Origin of the sequence: Amycolatopsis sp. CA-230715 (genome assembly GCF_018736145.1) — a bacterium.
Taxonomy (GTDB): domain Bacteria; phylum Actinomycetota; class Actinomycetes; order Mycobacteriales; family Pseudonocardiaceae; genus Amycolatopsis.
Genome location: NZ_CP059997.1, coordinates 7,627,465 through 7,647,498, shown reverse-complemented (window position 1 = coordinate 7,647,498; position 20,034 = coordinate 7,627,465). Strand labels below are relative to the sequence as shown.

The following is a 20,034-nucleotide window of genomic DNA, read 5'->3' as shown; positions in this document are numbered from 1 at the left end:
ACTTGCGGCGCCCACGGTCGTCGGCGGCAGCGCGGCGTGGCGCCGCTTCGCCATCGTCACAAGGGCAGGCCGTCCTCGAGTTGCTGGAGCGCGGTGTCGACGAGGGCCAGGTGCCGCTCGGCGAAGCCCTCGGACAAATCGTCGGCGACCACGGTCCAGGTCGCCACCGCCACGCCGATGATCGCGCCAGCGGTCGTGCGCACGGCAAGGTCCTCGAGGTCGCGGCCGTGGCGCTCGGCGATCACAGCGGCCAGCAGCGGCAGCGCCGCGAGGATGTGCTCGGGCACCTTGGCGCGCAGTTCGGGCACCGTGCGCATGAGGTACTCGCGCTGCTGGTCTGAGTCCCTGCGCTGGGCGGTCTGCTGCTCCTGCGCGACCTGGGCGGCCTCCCGCAGGGCGCGGACGGGGTGCTGGCCACAGGGAAGCGCGCGCAGCGCGTCCACCAGCAGCATGTCGGTCACGTCGTACAGCACCACGTCGGCCTTGCTCGCGAAGTAGCGGAAGTAGGTCGCACGGGACACTCCCGCGGCCTGGGTGACCTGCTCCACAGTCGTGGCCTCGTACCCCCGCTCGGCGAACAGTCGCAGCGTCGCCTCTTGGATCGCCACCTTCGTCTTGGCTTTCTTCCGGTCCCGAAGACCGGCCGGCGCGCGGCCGGTCACGCCCGCTCCGGCGGCGGCAACTGTTGGGGCATCGCTCCTCCACACTCCGCACGGTCAGCCACCGCACGAAGTGATACTGGTATCAATTGAGATCAGTCACAGTTAAGTGCTGGGTGTTGTCAAGTGGCCTGGCGCCGGCCGGGCCCGGCCTTCCCAGGTGCAGGCAGACCGGCGCTGCGCAAAGCCCCGGGGCGGTGCGGGCACGGCTCTCGGATGGGCACGCCGGCGGGGCCGATCCACCACCAGGCGAGCATCCTCTTCTGCCGCATAGCGCGCGTTCGCCGAACACTCGCTATTGCGGAGGAGCACGTCTTCACGCCCGACGCTCATCACCGCCCTGGGTAGTCTCGCTACGGTGACAGGCCCCGGTACCACCGTGGGTGGTACCGGGGCCTTGCTCGCGTTTAGCCAGCGTCTTCCAGTTCGAACTCGTCGAGCTCGAAGACCTCGACTTCCGGCCCGTCCACTCCCGGCACGTGTCGGTTCAGTTCGGCAACCGGCCCCGCCTCGTCCTGACGCGTCCGCTCGGAATCCGGCACAGCCACGGGGGCACCCAGCCACGAGAGCCGAATCGCGGACGGGTCGAAAGCGCTGCGACCGCCGATGGCTTTGGCCAGGCGGGGCCGCACGATCGGGCGCAATGCCTCACGCTGCTGGGTCAACGACATCCGCGCCCACACCTGCCGGGCCTGCGGGCCAACCAGTTCGGCCACCGCCGGAGCCGCGATGATCTGGCTGGCGCGCTTCTCGGCTGTCTCGATTTTCGGCAGCAACTTCGCCTCAATCCTGGCCAGTCGCTCCGGGGTCAGATTCCCCTCTGCTGCTTGGTCGGTGAACCCGTCCAGGCGCGCGCGCAACTCCGCGGCCTTGGCCAGTGCCTTCGTGGCGTCTTTCTCCTTGCCACGAAACCGGAACAGCTCGGCGGCGTCCGCGGACTCCAGTCGAGCGAGCACCGCTTCGACCACGAAGGCGTCCGTCCGTGCCATGTTCCGCGACCGGTGGCCATCGCGGCACCGGTAGACCATCTGGCCAGCCCGCTCGTTGCTGCCAACGCCGCGTTCGCAGACCTCGCACAGCATGATCCCCGACAGCAGGTATTTGACCCGGATACCGTCCTTCCGCGTCGACCGGGCAGGATCACCGATCCGCGCCAGCAGCACCGCGTGCTTACGAGCCTTGATGATCGGCTCCCACACCCCCTTGCCGATGATCTGGCCACGGTGCACCCGGTACCCGGCGATCACAGGGTTCATCGCGATGTTGCGGACCTTCGCCGCGTTCCACCGCCCCGGCAACGCCTGCGGCCACTGCCCCCGGTTGAGCCGCTGCGCCACCTGCGACGCACTGTGCTCCTTCGCCAGCGCCAGCGCCTCGTGCACCGAATCGAGCTGCTCGGGCAACAGCGCGGCGGTGAACCTCGCCCACCCCTCCTCGTCCTGCGAGAAGACGTGCAGCTTGCGCACGTGATCCGCCCGCCAGTGCTGCTCACGCGGACACGGCACACCATCAGCGTCAAGAGCGGCCGCGACCTCGGTCTCGTTCCCGGTCTGGATCAACCGGTCCACGATCCGTTTGACCACCTTCGACGTCGCCGGGTCCTTCTCCATCCGCAGAGCCTCACCCGTGCGCGGGTCGAACACCTTGCGGTACCCGTAGGACGCCGGGCCGTGCCACAAGCTCTCCATCGCCCGCGCCTCAACCCCGCGCCGGGTGCGCTTGCGGATCTTCTCCGACTCACGCTCGGAATCCACCGCGTCCTCCGCGGTGTCGATCCGGTCGTCCGAGTCGTTCATGTCGTACACCCGGTCGTCATACGCCCAGTAGCCACCGACCTCGACCAAGATGTTCCGCAACCGCACGAACGACCCCAGCTCACGCTGCGCCCGCGAGTTCTCCCACGTCCACAGCAGATTCGCCTCACTGGTCGACAGCAGCCGCAGAGCCTCCCGATACTCCGGTCGGTCCTCGGTCGCGTACCGCGACGCCGACAGATCGTTATCGATCAGCACAGCCACCACGGTGATGCCGTGCTCCTTGCAGAATCTTCGGCCGACCACGACCTGGGAAGAGACCGACATCTGTCGGCCCTTCCGGTCCTTCGACGCCCGCGCGTAGATCACAGCCCGCAACGGCGGAAGCTGCCCCGAGGCAGTCTTCGCCAGCCGTCGAGTCAACGCCTTACCCATGAAACAACCCCCAGCCACTCGCTGGGTTCAGGTCGCCATCGGACCCTTCGAAACGCAGATCAACTCTAACAGCACGAGGAGCGCTGGACCCGCATAGCCGCAGGTCCAGCGCTTTCTATCGCTCGGGTTCCAGTCATGGGCAAAGGAACCTAAGAGCATGTCTCATTTGGCGAGTTTCTTGTAGCAGGTGAGAGTGGCGGCGAGGGTGAGGAAGGCGCAGAAGTGGTTGGCGTAGCGGTCATAGCGGATGGCGAGCCGGTGGTAGCCGAAGAGCCAGGCGATGGATCGTTCGATGACCCAGCGGTGTTTGCCGAGTTTCTTGCTGGACTCGATGCCTTTGCGGGCGATGCGCACGACGATGCCGCGGTCACGGACCCAGTCCCGTAGGTCGGTGTGGTCGTAGGCCTTGTCGGCGTGCAGCTTGCTGGGTTTGCGGCGGCGGGGTCCGCGTCGGGACTTGATCGCGGGGATCGCCATGACCAAGGGTTTGAGAGTGTAGGAGTCGTTGGTGTTCGCGGCAGATACCGCGACCGCCAGCGGCAGGCCCGCCCGGTCGGACAGGACGTGGATCTTCGATCCGGCCTTGCCGCGGTCGACCGGGTTCGGGCCGGTCATGGGTCCCCTTTTTTCGCGCGAACCGATGCTCCGTCCAGGACTGCCCGTGACCAGTCGATCTCGCCTTGGCTGCCCAGTTCGTCCAGGACGGCCCGGTGCAGTCGAGGCCATAGACCGGCTTTGGTCCATTCGGTGAACCGTCGATGCGCGGTCGGCACCGTGACGCCGAACGACGGTGGCAGCATCCGCCACGCGCACCCGCTAGTCAGCACGTACACCACCGCCGTGAACACGGCCCGGTCGTCAACTGGCGCCCTGCCACCACCCTGCGGACGCGGCGCAAACGAGGGGATCAACGGCTCGACCAGAGCCCACAACTCATCCGGCACCAACCGCCGAGACAACGCATCGACCACAGCACAGATCATGCACCACCAACCACAAAACCCATACGAGACACGCTCTAAGTAAGAATCTGGCTAAAGCCACTTTCGGGGCATGAGGGCCCGTGGGTCAGTAGGCGGCGTGGAGGAGGTCGAGTACGGCCGCTTCGTCGGGTGGGCGCGGGGTGTTCTTCGTGACGGGATCGGCGATCGCGTCGGCGGCGATGATCGGGAGCCGGTCGCGTTCGGCGCCCAGTTCGCGGAGCGGCCGCTTCACCTCGACCGCACCCGAGATCGCCCGCACGGCGTCGATCGCCGCCTCCGCCCATCCCCCGGCGGCGGAGGGCACGCCCATCGCGCGGGCAGCCTGCTCGTAGGCGGCGTCCGCGGCGGGCGCGTTGAAGACCATCACCTCCTCCAGCACGGCGGCGAGCGCGACGCCGTGCGGGGTGCCGGTGTGCGCGGTGAGCGCGTGCCCGATCCCGTGCACCAGGCCGAGCCCGGACAACGTGAGCGCGCGCCCGGCGAGGTGCGCGCCCAGCAGCATGTTCGCGCGCGCCTCCAGATCGGTGCCGTCGCGGTAGGCGACCGGCAGCCACCGGCTCACCAGTGCCATCGCTTGTGCCGCGTAGGCCGTCGAAAACGTCGTCGCCCCGCGAGAAGACAGCGACTCGATACCGTGGACGAGCGCGTCGATCCCGGTCGACGCGGTGACCCGCGCGGGAAGCCCCAGCGTCAGCTCCGGGTCCAGCACGGCCACCGCTGGCCGGACCGACGAATGTCCGATGTAGACCTTCCGGCGCGCGCAGGTGTCCTCGACCACGCCGAACCCGTTCGTTTCGGCACCGGTGCCCGCGGTGGTCGGCACGGCGACGAGCGGCAGCCCGGCACCGGCGTCCCACAGCGAGTCCGCATCGGCCGCCACCGCACCGGGATTCCCGGCCAGCAGGGAAATTCCCTTCGCCGCGTCCAGTGCCGAGCCGCCGCCGAGCGCTACGACCGCCGCGTCGCCGAACTCCCGCAGCCGTGCCGCGCCCCGGTCCAGTTCCCCGGTCGACGGGTTGGGGCCGACGTCCTCGTACACCGCGTGTTCGATGCCGCCGTGGGTGAGCGCCTTTTCCACCCTGTCCACGATCCCGGTGGCGCGCAGCACGCGATCGGTGACCACGAACGCCCGCGCTTTCCCCAGTGCCGCGACGAAATCGGGCAGCTCGGCGAGCACGCCCGGTCCGAACTCGACGCGGGCGCCGCCTTCGACGCTGAACCTCGCGACGGTCATGAGAGATCGAGCCACGTGGTCTTGAGCGCGGTGTACGCGTCGAGCGCGTGCAGCGACTTGTCCCGCCCGGCGCCGCTCGCCTTGACACCACCGAACGGGGTGATCACGTCGCTGGCGTCGAAGGTGTTGACCCACACGGTGCCCGCGCGCAGCCGCTTCGCGACCCGGTGTGCCACCGCGACATCGCGCGTCCACACCGAGGCGACGAGCCCGTAGTCGCTGTCGTTGGCGATCCGGACGCCCTCGTCCACGTCGCCGCTGTAGCTGAGCACGGACAGCACCGGCCCGAAGATCTCTTCGCGCGCGACGGTCGATTCCGGCCGCACACCGTCCAAAATGGTCGGTTCGAGGTACGTGCCGCCCTCGTCTTCCCGCACGCGCGCACCGCCGAGCGCGATGCTCGCACCCTCGGCCACTCCGATGTCCACATAGGACAGCACGCGTTCGAGCTGCACCTCGTCCACGAGCGGGCCCAGCACGGTCGACGGGTCGAGCGGGTCGCCGAGCCGGAAGGTCCGGGTGGTGACGTCGACGATCTCCGCGAGCAGCCGGTCCTTCAGCTCGGCGGGCACGATCACCCGCGAACCGGCGTTGCAGGTCTGCCCGGCGTTGTAGAAGATCCCCCAGGCCACCGCCGTCGCCGCCGAGGAGAGATCGGCGTCGGGCAGCACGAGCTGGGGCGACTTGCCCCCTGCCTCGACCGCCACCTGCTTGCCGTTCGACTCGCCCGCGTAGACCTGGAACATCCTGGCCACCTCGGCCGATCCGGTGAACGCGATCTTGTCGACGCTCGCGTGCCTGCCGAGCGCCTGCCCCGCGACCTCGCCCTGACCGGGCACCACGTTCAGCACGCCGTCGGGGAGCCCGGCCTCCGAGGCGAGCCTGGCCAGCACGAGCGCCGCGAGCGAAGTCTGCTCCGCCGGCTTGAGCACCACGGAGTTGCCCGTCGTGAGCGCGGGCCCGAGCTTCCAGGAAGCGATCAGCAGGGCGTAGTTCCACGGCACCACCGCGCCGACGACACCGAGCGGCTCCCTGGTGACCAGCGCGAGCGCGTCACCGGGAGTGGGCGCTATCTCGTCGTAGGTCTTGTCGATCGCTTCGGCGTACCAGGCGATCGTCTCCGCGGTCTTCGCGACGTCGACCCGCAGCGCTTCGCTGATCGGCTTGCCCATTTCCAGGGTGTCGAGCAGTGCCAGCTCCTCGGCGTTTTCCTCGATGAGTTCGGCCCAGCGCAAGAGGATTCGCTTGCGCTCCTTGGGCGGAAGATCCCGCCAGCGCCCATCCTCGAACGCCTCCCGCGCGGCGCGGACGGCATGATCGATGTCCTCGGCACTGCCGTCGGCGACCTGGGCGAGCACCCGTCCATCGCGCGGCGACGTGCTCGTGAACGTCTCCGCCGACCTCGGCTCGGCGAACCGGCCGCCGATGAACGGCCGCGTCTCGGGGCTGATCGCCTTCGCCGCGGCCAGCCAGTACTCGTGGTCCCTCAGATCCGCCACCGCGCGACCGCCTCCTCGTCGAGTTCGACACCGAGCCCCGGCCGATCCGGCACCTCGATTTCGCCTTCCCCGTTGACCATCACCGGCTCCGCGAGCATGAAGTCGCGGCGCTCGGATGTCCATCCGGGAGGGTCGTAGGGGAATTCGAAGAACGGCCCACCGCCCACACCCGCCGAAACGTGCAGGTTCGCCAGCACGCCGATGCCGTTGGTCCAGCTGTGCGGGGTGAACGCGCGGTGCTTGAACCCGGCCAGCTCGGCGAGCGTGCGCGCGCGGTGCATGCCGACCGCCAGCACCACGTCCATCTGGTACACGTCGAGCACGTCCTGTTCGAGGTAGCGCACCAGTTCGGGCACCGAGTGGTGCATCTCCCCCGCCGCGATCCGCACCCCGGGATTGTCCGCCCGCAGCACGCGGAAACCGTCGATATCGGCGTAGGGCAAGGGTTCCTCGACCCAGAACACGTCCAGTTCGGCCAGCCGCCGCACGAGCCTGCGCGTGCTTACCAGATCGGTGGCGTCCGCGGTGTCGCCCGCCATCCGCCACGACTGGTTGAGATCGACCATCACCTCGAAACCCGGCCCGAGCGCCTCCCGCACCGCGGCGACCGCGGCGACGCCTTCGTCGGCTCGGTCGCGGTCGATCCGGATCTTCATCGCGCGAAATCCCGCTTCACGGGCCGCGAATGCCGTTTCGACGCGTTCCTCCGGTGTTTTCAGCTCGGCGGAGGAAGCGTAGGCGGGCAACGACTTCGCCGCATTGCCGAACAGCGCGGCCACCGGCAGCCCGGCGGCCTTCCCGATGATGTCCCACAGCGCGACCTCGAGCGGCCAGTAGTTTCCGCCGTGGAAGTTCGCCGTCTCGATCGCTTTCACGTGCCGGACGATGTCGAGCGGATCTTCGCCGACGAAGAGGTGCTCGACCGCGGCGAACCCGTCCATGGTGTCGCCGGACCCGATGCCGGTCACGCCCTCGTCGGTGTGCACGCGCACGATCGTCGCGTCGAAATGGCGGCGGGGCTCCGGGTCCCACGCGGCGCGCAGCGGCGGGTCGAGGTCGAGCCGCAACCGGTCCAGGGTGATTTCGGTGATCTTCAACGGGCGGCTCCGGACGATCGAGTTCCGCGGGGGCTCTGGGACGCAGAGCCTCGCAGCGCGCCGCGCGTCCGGGCAAGATCACCCGGCACATCGCAACCTCCGTTGCGCTCAGGCCAACTAGAGACTGTTTCGAACTGTTTTGCGTGGCGGTGCCGGCAGCGGAACCTCAGGCGGCCCCTCACTCCGGGATCTCCACCTCATGACCGCCAGGTCACCACGGTGGAGCTGTCCTCGCGAGGAACCACCTGAGAACCCGCGGCGGAGCCGGTTGACGGCCCACTCAAGTGGCTCCGCCACTTCGATACAGGCCAACTAGGCTGCGGCCATGCCGAGGTCTTCCCGCCAGCACGGCCACGGCCTGCGCCGCGATCTCGATCTGCTCGAATCGCTGGCCTCGGCCGAGGCCCAGCACGCGGGCGGGCTCGGCGTGGTCCGGATCGCCCAGCTGACCGGCCGCGAGAAGAGCCAGGTGTCGCGGGCGCTCAAGGCGCTCGCCGACGAAGGCGTCGTCGAGCGGGACCCGGACACCCTCGAATACCGGCTGGGCTGGCGCCTGTTCTCCCTCGTCGCCCGCACCGTCGAAGACCGCCTCGCCAGGGCGGCCGAGCCGGTGATGCGGAAGCTGTCGGCCGAGGTCGAGGAAACCTGTCACCTGTGCGTGCTGCGGGACCAGGAGGTGCTGACCCTGCTGTCGGTGTCCGGGCACTCGTTCCGGGTGCACGGCTGGGAAGGGCGCGGAGTGCCCACGTACTGCACGTCGGCGGGCAGGGTGCTGCTGCTCGACGCCACGCCCGACGACCTGTACGTGCGGTTCCCGGAGCCCGCGATGACGAGCCCGCGCTCCGAGGTCCGCACGCTGCCGCAGCTGTGGGCGAAGATCCAGGAATGCCGCCGCGACGGCTACGCCCGCGTCCGCGACGAGTTCGAGGAAGGACTCGCGGGCGTCTCGGCGCCGATCCGGGACTTCCGTGGCAGGGTGGTGGCCGCGCTCAACATCTCCGCTCCTGGCGAGCGCGTCGGCGACCGCCTCGCCGAAGCGGGCCGAGCCACGGCGCTGGCCGCGGAGGAGGTTTCGGGACAGCTGGGCTTCCGGCCGGAAGCTCCGCCGACGGCGTGGCCGACCTGAGTCCGATTCGGACGGTCATCGGGCTAGCGTGACTCCGCGTAGGCTGCGAGACCGTCGGCCATGCGCTGCATGACGCGTTGCATGACGCGTCGCATCAGCCAGCCCATCCCCCAGCGGGTGGCGTAGGTGCCGTGCCAGTGGATGAGCGTGCCCCCGCCCGGTGCCGGCGCGAGGTCGACGACCGCCCGGTAGTCGTGGATCGCCCGGTTGAAGGCGTCTTCGTAGGTCAGTTGCCGCTCTTCGACGAGCCCGGTCACCCGCTCGCCGGTCACCGTCCGGCCGGTGCGGAACGCGCGGACCGCGCCGACGGGGTCCCTGCCGTCCGGATCGAGCCCGGTGGACCGGTCGAGGTCGAGGTCGTCGACGGCCGACCAGACGGGCCAGGTGCGGGCGTCGAGGAGCAAGCGCCACACCACGGCGGGCGGTGCGGTCGAAGTGGCTGTCGCGTCATAGGCGTAACTGCTTGGCACGAAACAAAACTAAGCGGGCGGGCGCGCCGGGGAAATGCGCTGGATTGCGGAGTGTCGATCAGGTGTTGCGGTACACCGAGGGCCGGACGCCGACCTGGCTCAGGAAGGCCGCGGACAGCGAGCCGGGGCTGCCGAACCCGCTGCGCTCGGCGATCTGCCCGATCGTGAGGGTGCTGCCGGACAGCAGCCGCCGCGCCCGCTCGATCCGCAGCCGGGTGAGGTAGCGGTGGGGCGTCTCGCCGGTGGCCTCCCGGAAGACGCGGATGAAGTGGTACACGCTCAGATGCGCTTCGGCGGCGATCTCGGCCAGCGTCAGCGGCTCGGCCAGCCGCTCCCGCATGACGGCGGTGGCCACGCGGACCGCGGCGTGCTCGGGACCGGGCAGACGCGGTTCCGCGCTCCGCGCCAGCAGGTGCGTCGCGAGGAACGCCGCGGCGGATTCCGCGTACAGCTCGCCCGCGCCCGCGGCGGCGGGCAGTGCGCGCACGAGGTTCTCGACCACCGGATCGCCCGCGCTCGCCGCGGCGGCCAGCGCTTCGAAGTCCGGCGCGGGCCCGCCAAGCTGGGCCGCGGCCCGCTCGACGGTCGCGGACGGGATGTGCACCTGGATGGTGCGCATCGCGCTGGCCGCGCGGTAGTCGCGCACAACCGACTGGCCGGGCACCATCAGCTCCAGGTTGCCGGGCGCCCAGCGCCCCTGGACCGGTTTGCCGTCGGCGCGGGTCCGCATGGTCACGTCGCCTGCCACGTGCAGCACGAGGTGCAGATCGGCGACCCCGGGCACCGGGAGCTCCTCGACCTCGGGCACGTGCTCGAAGCACTGCACGAGCAGCGACCGCCAGCCGGCGTCGGTCCAGCTGCAGTAGCTTCGCCGCACCGGCGCCGACGCACCGAAATCCGCCGCGTACGGCGCGAGATCGAAGTCGGGCGAGTCGAACACCCCGCCAATCTAGTCGATCGCACGCCGCCGATAAAAGGGACTATCCACGCCAACGGACGAAAAAGCCCACGGGGAATTCGGTCCGATTCGGCCGATTGCTCCCTGATCCGGTTGAAGAGCGGGTGAATTCCGCGCACGGTCCCGATGGCGGGTACCCGTTTCCCCATTCCGGCTCGCATAATGCCTCCGGTAACCCATTCGAGTGGCAGGAGCAGGTGCGTGCCCGGATCTCTCCGCGTCCGGTGGATCGCGGGTGTCGCGATCGCCGCGGCCGTGGTGGCGGTGGTCGCGATCGCGCTGTGGCCGGAGGACGCCGCCGCCAGCGACCCGGAGATCACCGTTTCGCGGTCGGCCTGCGGTACCGGGTGGGCCGATCCGAAGCCGGGACCGCAGACCTTCCGGCTGCACAACGTCGGCTCGGTGACCGCGGAGGTCGACCTGATCGACCCGGCGACCGGGGTGATCTACGGCGAGGTCGAGGGGCTCGGCGCCCAGACGACGCGCCCGCTCCAGGTGACGCTCGGCAACGGCGCCTACGCCTTCCGCTGCCTGCCGGAGGACTCGTCGGCGATCGTCGGCCCGGTCGCCACCGTGCGCGGCGGGGCGGAGCGCTCCCCCGGCGTCGCCCCGGTCACGCGCAACGACCTGCTGGAGCCGCTCAAGAAGTACCACGAGCACGTGACGGCGGGACTGGGCGAACTCGTCGCGAACACCGGAGCGGTCAAGGAGGCGGTGCACCGGGGCGACCGCGCGGCGAGCCGTGCGGCATGGCTTACCGCGCACCTCACCTACGAACGCCTCGGCGCCGCTTACGGCGCGTTCGGCGATTCCGACGGCGCGCTCAACGGAACCGCGGCCGGGCTGCCCGGTGGCGCGTCGGATCCCGGGTTCACCGGGTTCCACCGGCTCGAATCCGGGCTGTGGCACGACGAGGACATGGGCGCGCTCGGCGCGGTCGCCGACCGGCTCGACGCCGACGCGCAGACGCTGCGGCAGTCCTTCGGCGACAGCCAGGTGGACGGCAACGACCTCGCGCTGCGCGCACACGAAATCATGGAGAACACCCTGCAGTTCGAACTCACCGGCCGCACCGACTACGGCAGCGGAACGAACCTCGCCACCGCGCGCGCCAACCTCGACGGCACCCGCGCCGTGCTCGACGTCCTCCGCCCGCTGCTCGCGCCGCGCTACCCCGGACTGTCCACCGTGGACACCTGGCTGGACCGCACCCGGTCCGCTTTGGACGGCGCGCGGAAGGCGGACGGGTCGTGGACGCCGGTGGGACAGCTCGGCGAGAAGCAGCGGCGCAAGCTCAACGGCGACGTGAGCCAGTTGACCGAACTGCTCGCCCCGATCGCCGCCATCGCCGAGCCTCGGAGGGTCTCGTGACGGGCCTTCCCCGCCGGTCGTTCCTGCGGCGGGCCGCCGCGGGGACGACTGCCGCCGGGGCGACCGCGATCGGGCTCGGCACGGCCACCGCGAGCAGCGCGGCCACCGGCCCGGTTCCAGTGCCGTTCCACGGGACCCGGCAGGGCGGCATCCTGCGCGAGCCAGCCGCGCAGAGCGTCGTGGCCTCGTTCGACGTCGTCGCGGAAAACCGGGCCGAGCTGACGGATCTCCTGCGTGCCACGACCGATCGCGCCCGGTTCCTCACCAGCGGCGGTGCACCGTCGTCGATGGGGATCACCGCGCCACCAACGGATTCCGGGGTACTTGGCCCGGTCGTGCCCTCGGGTGACCTGTCGGTGGTCGTCGGTGTCGGCGCGTCGCTGTTCGACGACCGGTACGGCCTCGCCGCGCGCAAACCTGCGAAGCTCAAGCCGATGACGACCTTCGTCAACGACGCGCTGGAGCAAGCGCAGTGCCACGGCGACCTCAGCCTCACCCTGTCCGCTAGCTCGACCGACACCGTGCTGCACGCGCTGCGCGACATCGCGCGGGCGACCCGCGGCGGGATGCAACTGCGGTGGAAGCTGGCCGGGTTCAGCTCCCAGCCGCGTCCGTCCGGCACGCCGCGCAACCTGATGGGCTTCAAGGACGGCACCTCGAACCCGTCTGGGTCCGAATTGGACGGTCTGGTGTGGACAACGGGCGGCGACGAGCCACGGTGGACCGAAGGCGGCAGCTACCAGGTGATCCGGTTGATCCGGATGCTGGTGGAGTTCTGGGACCGGATCTCGATCGCCGAGCAGGAGAACATCTTCGGCCGCAGGCGCGACACCGGGGCCCCGCTCGACGGTGCCGACGAGAACGACGTGCCGCGGTTCGCCGAGGACCCGATCGGCACGGTGATCCCGCTGACCAGCCACATCCGCAAGGCCAATCCCCGTACCCCGGAAGCGGACTCCAGCCGCATCCTTCGCCGGTCGGTGAACTACGACCGCGGTGTCGACGCCAACGGAAACCTGGACATGGGCCTGATCTTCACCTGCTACCAACGGGATCTCGAGCGCCAGTTCGAAGCCGTGCAGACAAGGCTCGCCGACGAACCGCTGGTCGACTACATCTCCCCGTTCGGCGGCGGCTACTTCTTCGCGCTGCCCGGCGTGACGGGCCCCGATGACCACTACGGCAGGGCGATGCTCGCCTGACCACCCCACCACACCAGGAGGATCCACAGTGGACGAAGGATTCGGCAGGCGGCGACGCCGCCGGCTCTACGGCGTCGGCGCGCTCGCCTCGGTCGCCGTGCTCGCCGTCGCCGCGGGTTCGGCGGCGACCGCGGTACCCGCACAACCCTCGCACGCGTTGCCGGCGGACCGGCTTCCGACGGTCAGCCCGATCAAGCACGTGGTGGTGATCTTCGGCGAGAACATCTCGTTCGACCACTACTTCGGCACCTACCCGAACGCGGCCAACACCGACGGCACCCCGTTCCGGCCGGCGCCGCACACGCCGAAGGTCAACGGCTTGAGCCACGACCTGCTGACCGACAACCCCAACGCGTACAACCCGAAGCGCCTCACCCACGAGCAGGCGCTGACCTGCGACCAGAACCACAACTACGGTGCGGAGCAGGCCGCGTTCAACGGCGGCAAGATGGACAAGTTCGTGGAGAAGACCGAGACGGACAAGTGCACCGGCCAGCCGATCCTGTTCGGTGAACCGGGTCTGGTGATGGACTACTACGACGGCAACACCGTCACCGGGATGTGGAACTACGCACAGCACTACTCGCTGAACGACAACTCGTTCAACACCGTGTTCGGGCCCTCCTCGCCCGGCGCGATCAACCTGATCTCGGGCAACACGCACGGCGTGCAGGCCGTCGATCCGGTGACCCACGAGCCGGTCTCCGACAAGTACGTGGTCCAGTCGCCCGACGAGCACGGCATCGGCACCATGATCAACGACCCCGATCCGGCGTGGGACGACTGCTCGGACAAGAACCACACCGCCAAGGACAACCTGGGCACCATGCACGGCCGCAACATCGGCGATCTGCTCAACCAGCGCCACGTGACCTGGGGCTGGTTCCAGGGCGGGTTCCGGCCGACCGGGACCGCCAACGGGTACGCCGTGTGCGGGCAGAAGCACGCCAACGTCGGCGGTCAGTCCTCTGTGGACTACAGCCCGCACCACGAGCCGTTCCAGTACTACCCGTCGACGGCGAACCCGAAGCACGTGCCGCCGTCGTCGGTGCACGCCATCGGCCAGCCGGACCAGGCGAACCACCAGTACGACGTCAGCGATTTCAACGATTCGCTGAAGGCGGGTTCGATGCCCGCGGTGAGCTTCCTGAAGGCCCCCGAATACCAGGACGGGCACGCGGGTTATTCGGACCCGCTGGACGAGCAGCAGTTCGTGGCCGAGGAGATCAACCGGATCCAGCAGTCGCCGGAATGGCGCTCGACCGCGGTCGTGCTCGCCTACGACGATTCCGACGGCTGGTACGACCACGTCAACTCGCGGATCCTGAACGGCTCGCACGACGCCGAGCAGGATCAGGCGGTGTGCACCGGGAAGCCGACCACGCAGGGCTCCTACGCCGACCGCTGCGGGTACGGCCCCCGGCTGCCGCTGCTGGTGATCTCGCCGTTCAGCAAGGTGAACTTCGTCGACCACACGCACACCGACCAGACCTCGGTGCTGCGGTTCATCGAGGACAACTGGTTCACCGGCCGGGTCGGCGACTCCTCGTTCGACTCCCGCGCGGGCGGGATGTGGAACATGCTCGACTTCTGGTGGCCGCGCGGCGGGAAGCTGCCGCTCGACCCGAAGACGGGCGCCGTCACCCGCTGAGCCCCGGGGAGGTGGCCACCCCGGCCGCCGAGATCGCCGCGCTGAAGGACAAGCCCGGAAAGGACGTGGTCCTGTTCGGCGGCAGCTCGTCAACGCCGGGGTCGTCGACGAGTACAGGGTCAAGCTCTACCCGGTCGCACTCGGTGCCGGACAGCCCCTGTTCACCAGGCCTGCGAACCTCGAACTCGTGCACGGCTAGCCGCACGGCTCCGGCATCGTCACCCTTCGCTACTTCGCCCGGAACTGAGCAGGGGAAGGAAAACGTCGTCGACGATCTCGGCGAGCACGCGTTCGGACACCGGTCGCCGAGTCACCAGCAGCTCGTGGCGCACCAGGTCCGCCGGCAGGGTCAGCACCCTGCCCGGGAGCTCGCGCGACGGCACTTCTCCCCGTTCCGCAGCGCGTTCGAGGATGCGGCCCAGCACCTCGGGCACCACGGTGAGCACGTCATCGGCGAGATCGGGGAACTCCGACATCAGACCGTGCGTGATGTCGGCGCCGATCTGCCGGTAGTGCGCCACGATCCGGCGCAGTACTTCGAGGACGTCCCCGCGGAGTTCACCGGTGTCCGGCACGTCCTCGGTGATCGGCACGACCTGGCGCCGCATCGCGGCCAGCACGAGCCGCGCGCGGTTCGGCCACCGACGGTAGAGCACCATGCGGCTGGTCTTCGCCCGCTCCGCGACCCGTTCCATGGTCAGCGCCGCGTAACCGACTTCGCCCAGTTCCGCCCACGTTGCCTCCAGCAAAGCCGCTTCGAGCGCTTCGCCACGCCGTCGCGTCTGCGGCGCCATCCACACCTCCGGTAAGAGACGTTGTGTTTCTTAGAATTTCAGGCTACCTTGCCGTCTGTTAGATACACAACGTCTCTTAACGGAGTGGATATGCGACCAGAAGACCGGCTGGACGCCGGGCTGCTCAAACTCGCCGCGATCCTGATGGTCGGGGGCATCGCGCCGCTGCTCGACACCACGATCGTCCTGGTCGCGCTCGACCGCCTCGGCCGCGATCTCGGCGCCTCGCTGGTGACGATCCAGTGGGTGACGACGGCCTATCTGCTCGCGCTGGCGGTCGCCGTCCCGGTCACTGGCTGGACGGTGAACCGCTTCGGCGCAAAGCCGATGTGGCTGTTTTCGCTCGCGTTGTTCGCGTGCGGATCGGCGTTGTGCGGGCTGGCGTGGAACGCGGGGAGCTTGATCGCGTTCCGCGTGGCGCAGGGCTTCGGCGGCGGTCTAATGCAGCCGATCATGCAGACCGTGCTGGTCAAGGCGGCCGGGAAGCAGCGGCTCGGCCGGATCATGACGGTGGTGACGCTGGTCGCCGTGCTTTCCCCGATCCTCGGCCCCGTCCTCGGCGGGGCGATCGTCGCCGACTTCAGCTGGCGGTGGATCTTCTTCGTGAACGTGCCGCTGTGCCTGCTCGGCATGGCGCTCGCATGGCGGGGGCTGCCGTCGTCGGCACCGAAACCGGCGTCACGGCTCGACGTCGTCGGGCTCCTGATGCTTTCCCCCGGTCTCGGCGCGACGATCTACGGCCTGTCGCGGGTCGGTGCCCTCGGCGGCTTCGGGCACGCCTCCGTGCTCGTTCCGCTCGTCGCGGGATCGGCCCTGCTGAGCGCGTTCGGCTCGCGCGCGTTCCGGCGCCAGGACCCGTTGCTGGACCTCCGCCTGTTCCGTGTGCGGTCCTTCGGCGCTTCGACCGCGCTCCAGTTCGTCAACGGTTTCTCGCTCTACGGCGTGATGATGCTGCTGCCGCTGTACTTCCAGCAGGTCCGCGGGCACACCGCGCTCGCGGCGGGGCTAGTGCTCGCGCCGCAGGGCCTCGGCGCGCTGCTGACCCGCTGGGCAGGCGGCCTGACCGACCGGATCGGCGCCAGACCCATCGTCCTCGGCGGCATGGCACTGGCGGTGCTCGGCACGCTGCCGTTCACCGCGATCGGACCCGGCACGAGCGAAGTGCTCCTCGGCGTCGCGCTCGCGGTCCGCGGTGCCGGGCTCGGCGCGGCCAACGTGGCGATCATGGCCGGTGCCTACCAGGATCTCGCACCGGACGAGATCGCCCACGGCAGCAGCGCGATCAGGATCACGCAGCAGGTCGGCGGTTCGTTCGGTACCGCGGTGCTGGCCGTGGTCCTGCAGACCACCACGTTCGCGACCGCGTTCCGGTGGGCGCTCGCCTTCGCCGCGGTGGCCTTCGTACCCGCTTTTCTGCTCCCCGCCTCGAAGTGGGCGGTTCAGCGACGGGCGCGCACGAAATAGCCCTGCGGAACGCCCGGCGTTTCCCTTGGCACGACCGGGAACGGCCATCGCCCGAGCGCGCTGCTGATCTCGCTGATCAGGGTGACTTCGGACCGCCATCCGCGTTCGGCGAGCAGGTCCTCCGGCCGGTCGGTGCCGAAGATCCACGGCGCGTCCCGGTCAGCGAACCAGTCGAGCATCGGTTTCATCATCGGACTGTCCAAGAAGGACTGTCCGACCATGTCGATGAGCAGCGTGCTGCCGGGTGCGGACAGCGCGGTGATGCGGTCGAGCAGGCCGAGCACGTCCGGCGGCGACAGGTATTGAGTGAGCCCCTCGGCGAGCCAGCACGACGGCCGCGCGGGGTCGAACCCGGCTTCGAGGAGCGCCGGTGCCCAGTCCCCGGCGAGGTCGACCCCGACCGGGGTGCGTGCCACGCGGGGCGCGGCGTCCACCAGTTCTTCCTTGACGCGCAACACGTCTTCGCGGTCCAGCTCGAACACCCGCGTGTCCTCGGCCAGGTCCAGCCGGTAGGCGCGGGCGTCCATCCCCGCGGCCACGATCACCAGCTGCCGCCGGTCTCCCCCGGCCAGTTCGCCGGCGAGCTGGTCGTCGAAGTGCCTGGTCCTGACCGCGATCGTCTGGTTCTCCCCGAGCCCGGCGAGCAGTGCTTTCCCGGAGTCGCCTGCGAGCTTCGCCGCGTACGGGTCGGTGAAGAGTGCGTCGGGGCGGTCGGTTTCTTCCGCGCGCAGAGCGGCGGTGAGCCTGCCGGTGAGCGCGACGGGGTCGAGTTCTGCCATGCCCCGAGTGTCGCCATCCGAGAGCGGTTCCCGCCCCCGCTTGCGTCGATTTTGCCGGATCTCGATCCGGATCTACGCTTCGATGGTGGATTCACTCATGGTCGACGAACTGGACCTGGCGCTGGTGCACGCGCTGGCGGTGGATGGCCGTGCGCCGTTCAGCCGGATCGCCGCCGCGCTGGACCGGTCGGACCGCACGGTCGCGCACCGCTACCGGCGGCTGCGCGCGGCGGGGATGCGGGTCGTCGGGGTCACCGACGAACGGCGGCTCGGGATGGCGGACTGGCTGGTGCGGATCCGGTGCGCCCCGGACGCCGCTCCCGCGATCGCCACCGCGCTCGCCCGCCGCGACGACACCGCGTGGGTCGGGATCGCCTCCGGTGGCACCGAGCTGACCTGCATCACCCGCACTCCGTCGGGTGCGGATCATTTGTTGCTGCGCAAGCTTTCCCGCACCCCGCGCATCGATTCGGTGACCGCGCAGTGCATGCTGCGCCCGCTGGCGGGCACCGCGGGCTGGCAGGCCCGCACGTCGGCGCTGACCCCGGCCCAGATCGCCCGCGTCCGCGGCCCCCACCACCCCGCCGCGCGAAATCCCGTCGCCCTGACCGAATCCGATCACGCCCTGCTTCACGCACTCGCCGTCGACGGCCGCACCGGCTATCCCGCCCTCGCCGCCACCACCGGCACCTCGGAATCGACCGTCCGCAGGCGCCTGGCCGAGCTGCACCATTCCGGCACGCTCCGCTTCGACGTGGACATCGACCCGGCCCTGCTCGGCTACACCTGCCAGGCGGTGCTGCACCTGACCGTCGCTCCCGGCAGCCTCACCACCGTCGCCGCCGCGCTGGCGAAACACCCCGAAATCGCCTACGCCACCGCGACAACCGGCTCGACGAACATCGCCGCCTTCGCGGTCTGCCGCGACCTGGATGGCCTGTACGACTACCTGACCACCGGCATTGGCGCACTGGACGGCGTGCTGCGACTCGACACCTCCCCCGTCACCCGCCACGTCAAGCGGGCGGGCGCGATCGCCTGACCTCCTCGTCGAGCGGCGGCCCAGTGTAGCTGTGCCCGTCGGGTGTGGTGACGACGAGTTGTCCATTGTGGTCGGTGGTGAATTCCCAGCCGGGTTCTTCGCGTAACTTGTGATGGATCCGGCACAACGGCCGGAGGTTCACTTTGTCGGTGCGGCCGCCGTCTTTCCAGGCTGTCGCGTGGTCGAGGTCGGTGTACTGGGCGGGCCGGTTGCAGCCGGGCATGCTGCAGGTCCGGTGCGTGACCTGAAGGTACTTCCGCATGCGCTTGGATGGCCGGTAGTTTTTCCGACCGAGGTCGACGGGAAGCTTGGACATGGGTTCGTCGACGATGCGGTTCCAGACGGAGTTGGCGTCGAAGGCGATCTCGCGAGCCAACTCCGGTGAGATCTCGCCGCACCCGACGAGTTCGGCGGGATTGTTGCGCAGCCCCATCAGGGTGGGCATATCGATGTGCAGGAAGATCTGCGCTTTCGGCCTACCTCCACAGCCGCCACCCAGGCACCGTTCGACCAGGGCATCGAGCCTGAGTTGATCCATGGTGCGCTTGTCGCCTTGCCGCTTTTTCTCCAATGCGTCTTGGTCACAGGCCGCGTAGAGGGCCTGCGCGCGATCGGAGGGCAGCTCAGCGAACAGGGTCGACGACCCATGATCCCCGTGCCGGATTTCGAGCCTGCGTGCCGCCGCCTTGGCTTTACGTCGCCGCTCGTACCCTTCGGGGTCGATGCGCATCAGGAGGGAGTTGACTATCCGCCGCAGCGCGGGCGCGTTCCGGTTCTCGAACCTCCCCGCCAGCCGAGCGTCCACTTCGGACGCCACCTCCCGAGAGACGCAGGCAGTAGCCTCGAACACCCGCGAGGCCGCATACTCATCAATGAGCCCGTTCTCCATCGCCGCCAGCGTCTCCGGCAAGTATGAAGTCAACGCGTCAGCGAGCGCCGTCTTCCGCTCCGCCGAGTTCTGGGTTAACGAACACAGCAGCGCCACCTGCCCCACGGTAGATCTTCGCGACGACTCGTGATCCATATCCGCGATATCGCGCAGCAACATCGCCTGCTGATACCGAATAATCGCCACCCGCCGCTTGATTGAATCAGACTTGGAAACCAGTTTGGTGTTCATGAAACAATTCTACCCACCCACAAAGCAGCGAGCATCACTTGATCGTGTACCGAAAAGATGACTACCTGCCACAACGCGCCCACGACGACACAGAAGATGAAAAACAATCGGGACCGACAGTGCGTCGGGAACGCTACCTCAAAGCGACCAATTGCTTTTCGTTCCGTGAGGAACGATTGCTGGTGACCAACGACGCGACCTGCACCGTGGAGCAATCGTTCCTCACGGCGCGCCGCAGGCGTGCCGTAGACCTTCACCGCGCCACCAAAACACGCGAGCAAAGATTACGCCGACGACGAAACGCAAACACCCCGGAGACCCTGACGGTGTACAACAGACCACATGACCACACCCTACGACAAGATCGCAGATCGGCCTGGAACGAGCATTTCACGA

General features: G+C 69.1%; 18 protein-coding genes. 6 read left to right on the top strand and 12 right to left on the bottom strand.

Going from position 1 to position 20,034, the window contains the following annotated elements; all coding sequences use genetic code 11:
* Nucleotides 1-56: 56 nt before the first annotated feature.
* From HUW46_RS36315 to HUW46_RS36290, 6 genes are all read right to left on the bottom strand, one after another.
* Nucleotides 57-662 (bottom strand): TetR/AcrR family transcriptional regulator, encoded by a 606-nt coding sequence (locus tag HUW46_RS36315; protein ID WP_215543241.1) that lies wholly within the window; start codon nt 660-662, stop codon nt 57-59.
* Between the two features lie 404 nt (nt 663-1,066).
* On the bottom strand, nt 1,067-2,848 hold the full coding sequence (locus HUW46_RS36310; RefSeq protein WP_215543240.1) for a recombinase family protein: 1,782 nt from the start codon (nt 2,846-2,848) through the stop codon (nt 1,067-1,069).
* 162 nt (nt 2,849-3,010) lie between these two features.
* Nucleotides 3,011-3,831 (bottom strand): IS5 family transposase gene (locus HUW46_RS36305; protein ID WP_215543239.1). Its coding sequence is split into 2 segments (ribosomal slippage): nt 3,011-3,471 and nt 3,471-3,831, totalling 822 coding nucleotides; the frame shifts between segments, so codons are not numbered across the junction.
* Between the two features lie 85 nt (nt 3,832-3,916).
* A complete protein-coding gene (locus HUW46_RS36300) occupies nt 3,917-5,065 on the bottom strand; it encodes an iron-containing alcohol dehydrogenase family protein (protein ID WP_215543238.1) in 1,149 nt (382 codons plus the stop codon).
* Nucleotides 5,062-6,564 (bottom strand): aldehyde dehydrogenase, encoded by a 1,503-nt coding sequence (locus HUW46_RS36295; protein ID WP_215543237.1) that lies wholly within the window; start codon nt 6,562-6,564, stop codon nt 5,062-5,064. Before HUW46_RS36295 ends, HUW46_RS36300 begins: the two co-directional genes overlap by 4 nt.
* A complete protein-coding gene (locus tag HUW46_RS36290) occupies nt 6,552-7,661 on the bottom strand; it encodes a mandelate racemase/muconate lactonizing enzyme family protein (protein ID WP_215543236.1) in 1,110 nt (369 codons plus the stop codon). Before HUW46_RS36290 ends, HUW46_RS36295 begins: the two co-directional genes overlap by 13 nt.
* Nucleotides 7,662-7,986: 325 nt before the next feature.
* On the opposite strand from HUW46_RS36290, the gene HUW46_RS36285 reads away from it, so the two are divergent.
* A complete protein-coding gene (locus tag HUW46_RS36285; protein ID WP_215543235.1) occupies nt 7,987-8,787 on the top strand; it encodes an IclR family transcriptional regulator in 801 nt (266 codons plus the stop codon).
* A 23-nt stretch (nt 8,788-8,810) separates the two neighbouring features.
* Here the strand turns inward: HUW46_RS36285 and HUW46_RS36280 are convergent, their stop codons facing one another.
* Nucleotides 8,811-9,257 (bottom strand): SRPBCC family protein, encoded by a 447-nt coding sequence (locus tag HUW46_RS36280; protein ID WP_215543234.1) that lies wholly within the window; start codon nt 9,255-9,257, stop codon nt 8,811-8,813.
* A 58-nt stretch (nt 9,258-9,315) separates the two neighbouring features.
* A complete protein-coding gene (locus tag HUW46_RS36275; protein ID WP_215543233.1) occupies nt 9,316-10,197 on the bottom strand; it encodes a helix-turn-helix domain-containing protein in 882 nt (293 codons plus the stop codon).
* 219 nt (nt 10,198-10,416) lie between these two features.
* On the opposite strand from HUW46_RS36275, the gene HUW46_RS36270 reads away from it, so the two are divergent.
* Genes HUW46_RS36270 through HUW46_RS36260 form a run of 3 tightly spaced genes read left to right on the top strand, consistent with a single transcriptional unit; the run spans nt 10,417 to nt 14,439 of the window.
* A complete protein-coding gene (locus tag HUW46_RS36270) occupies nt 10,417-11,586 on the top strand; it encodes an EfeM/EfeO family lipoprotein (protein ID WP_254125234.1) in 1,170 nt (389 codons plus the stop codon).
* Nucleotides 11,583-12,788, top strand: coding sequence for a Dyp-type peroxidase (locus tag HUW46_RS36265; RefSeq protein WP_215543231.1), 1,206 nt, complete (start codon nt 11,583-11,585; stop codon nt 12,786-12,788). Before HUW46_RS36270 ends, HUW46_RS36265 begins: the two co-directional genes overlap by 4 nt.
* A 28-nt stretch (nt 12,789-12,816) precedes the next feature.
* Nucleotides 12,817-14,439: a phospholipase C gene (locus HUW46_RS36260; RefSeq protein WP_254125232.1), complete on the top strand. Its 1,623-nt coding sequence runs from the start codon at nt 12,817-12,819 to the stop codon at nt 14,437-14,439.
* A 218-nt stretch (nt 14,440-14,657) separates the two neighbouring features.
* Here the strand turns inward: HUW46_RS36260 and HUW46_RS36255 are convergent, their stop codons facing one another.
* Complete coding sequence (locus HUW46_RS36255) at nt 14,658-15,233, bottom strand: TetR/AcrR family transcriptional regulator (protein ID WP_215543229.1); 576 nt, start codon at nt 15,231-15,233, stop codon at nt 14,658-14,660.
* Between the two features lie 90 nt (nt 15,234-15,323).
* Here HUW46_RS36255 and HUW46_RS36250 point away from each other — a divergent pair, with 90 nt between their 5' ends.
* Complete coding sequence (locus HUW46_RS36250) at nt 15,324-16,697, top strand: MDR family MFS transporter (RefSeq protein WP_215543228.1); 1,374 nt, start codon at nt 15,324-15,326, stop codon at nt 16,695-16,697.
* On the opposite strand, the gene HUW46_RS36245 is transcribed toward HUW46_RS36250, so the two are convergent.
* Complete coding sequence (locus HUW46_RS36245) at nt 16,673-17,476, bottom strand: class I SAM-dependent methyltransferase (RefSeq protein WP_215543227.1); 804 nt, start codon at nt 17,474-17,476, stop codon at nt 16,673-16,675. The two genes, HUW46_RS36250 and HUW46_RS36245, sit on opposite strands and share 25 nt — an antisense overlap.
* An 82-nt stretch (nt 17,477-17,558) precedes the next feature.
* On the opposite strand from HUW46_RS36245, the gene HUW46_RS36240 reads away from it, so the two are divergent.
* Nucleotides 17,559-18,518, top strand: a complete 960-nt coding sequence (locus HUW46_RS36240; RefSeq protein WP_331477171.1) for an Lrp/AsnC family transcriptional regulator — start codon at nt 17,559-17,561, stop codon at nt 18,516-18,518.
* Here HUW46_RS36240 and HUW46_RS36235 read toward each other — a convergent pair.
* Nucleotides 18,493-19,638, bottom strand: a complete 1,146-nt coding sequence (locus HUW46_RS36235; protein ID WP_215543226.1) for an HNH endonuclease signature motif containing protein — start codon at nt 19,636-19,638, stop codon at nt 18,493-18,495. The two genes, HUW46_RS36240 and HUW46_RS36235, sit on opposite strands and share 26 nt — an antisense overlap.
* A complete protein-coding gene (locus HUW46_RS36230) occupies nt 19,635-19,895 on the bottom strand; it encodes a hypothetical protein (RefSeq protein WP_215543225.1) in 261 nt (86 codons plus the stop codon). The genes HUW46_RS36235 and HUW46_RS36230 overlap by 4 nt, the downstream gene beginning before the upstream one ends.
* Nucleotides 19,896-20,034: the final 139 nt, after the last annotated feature.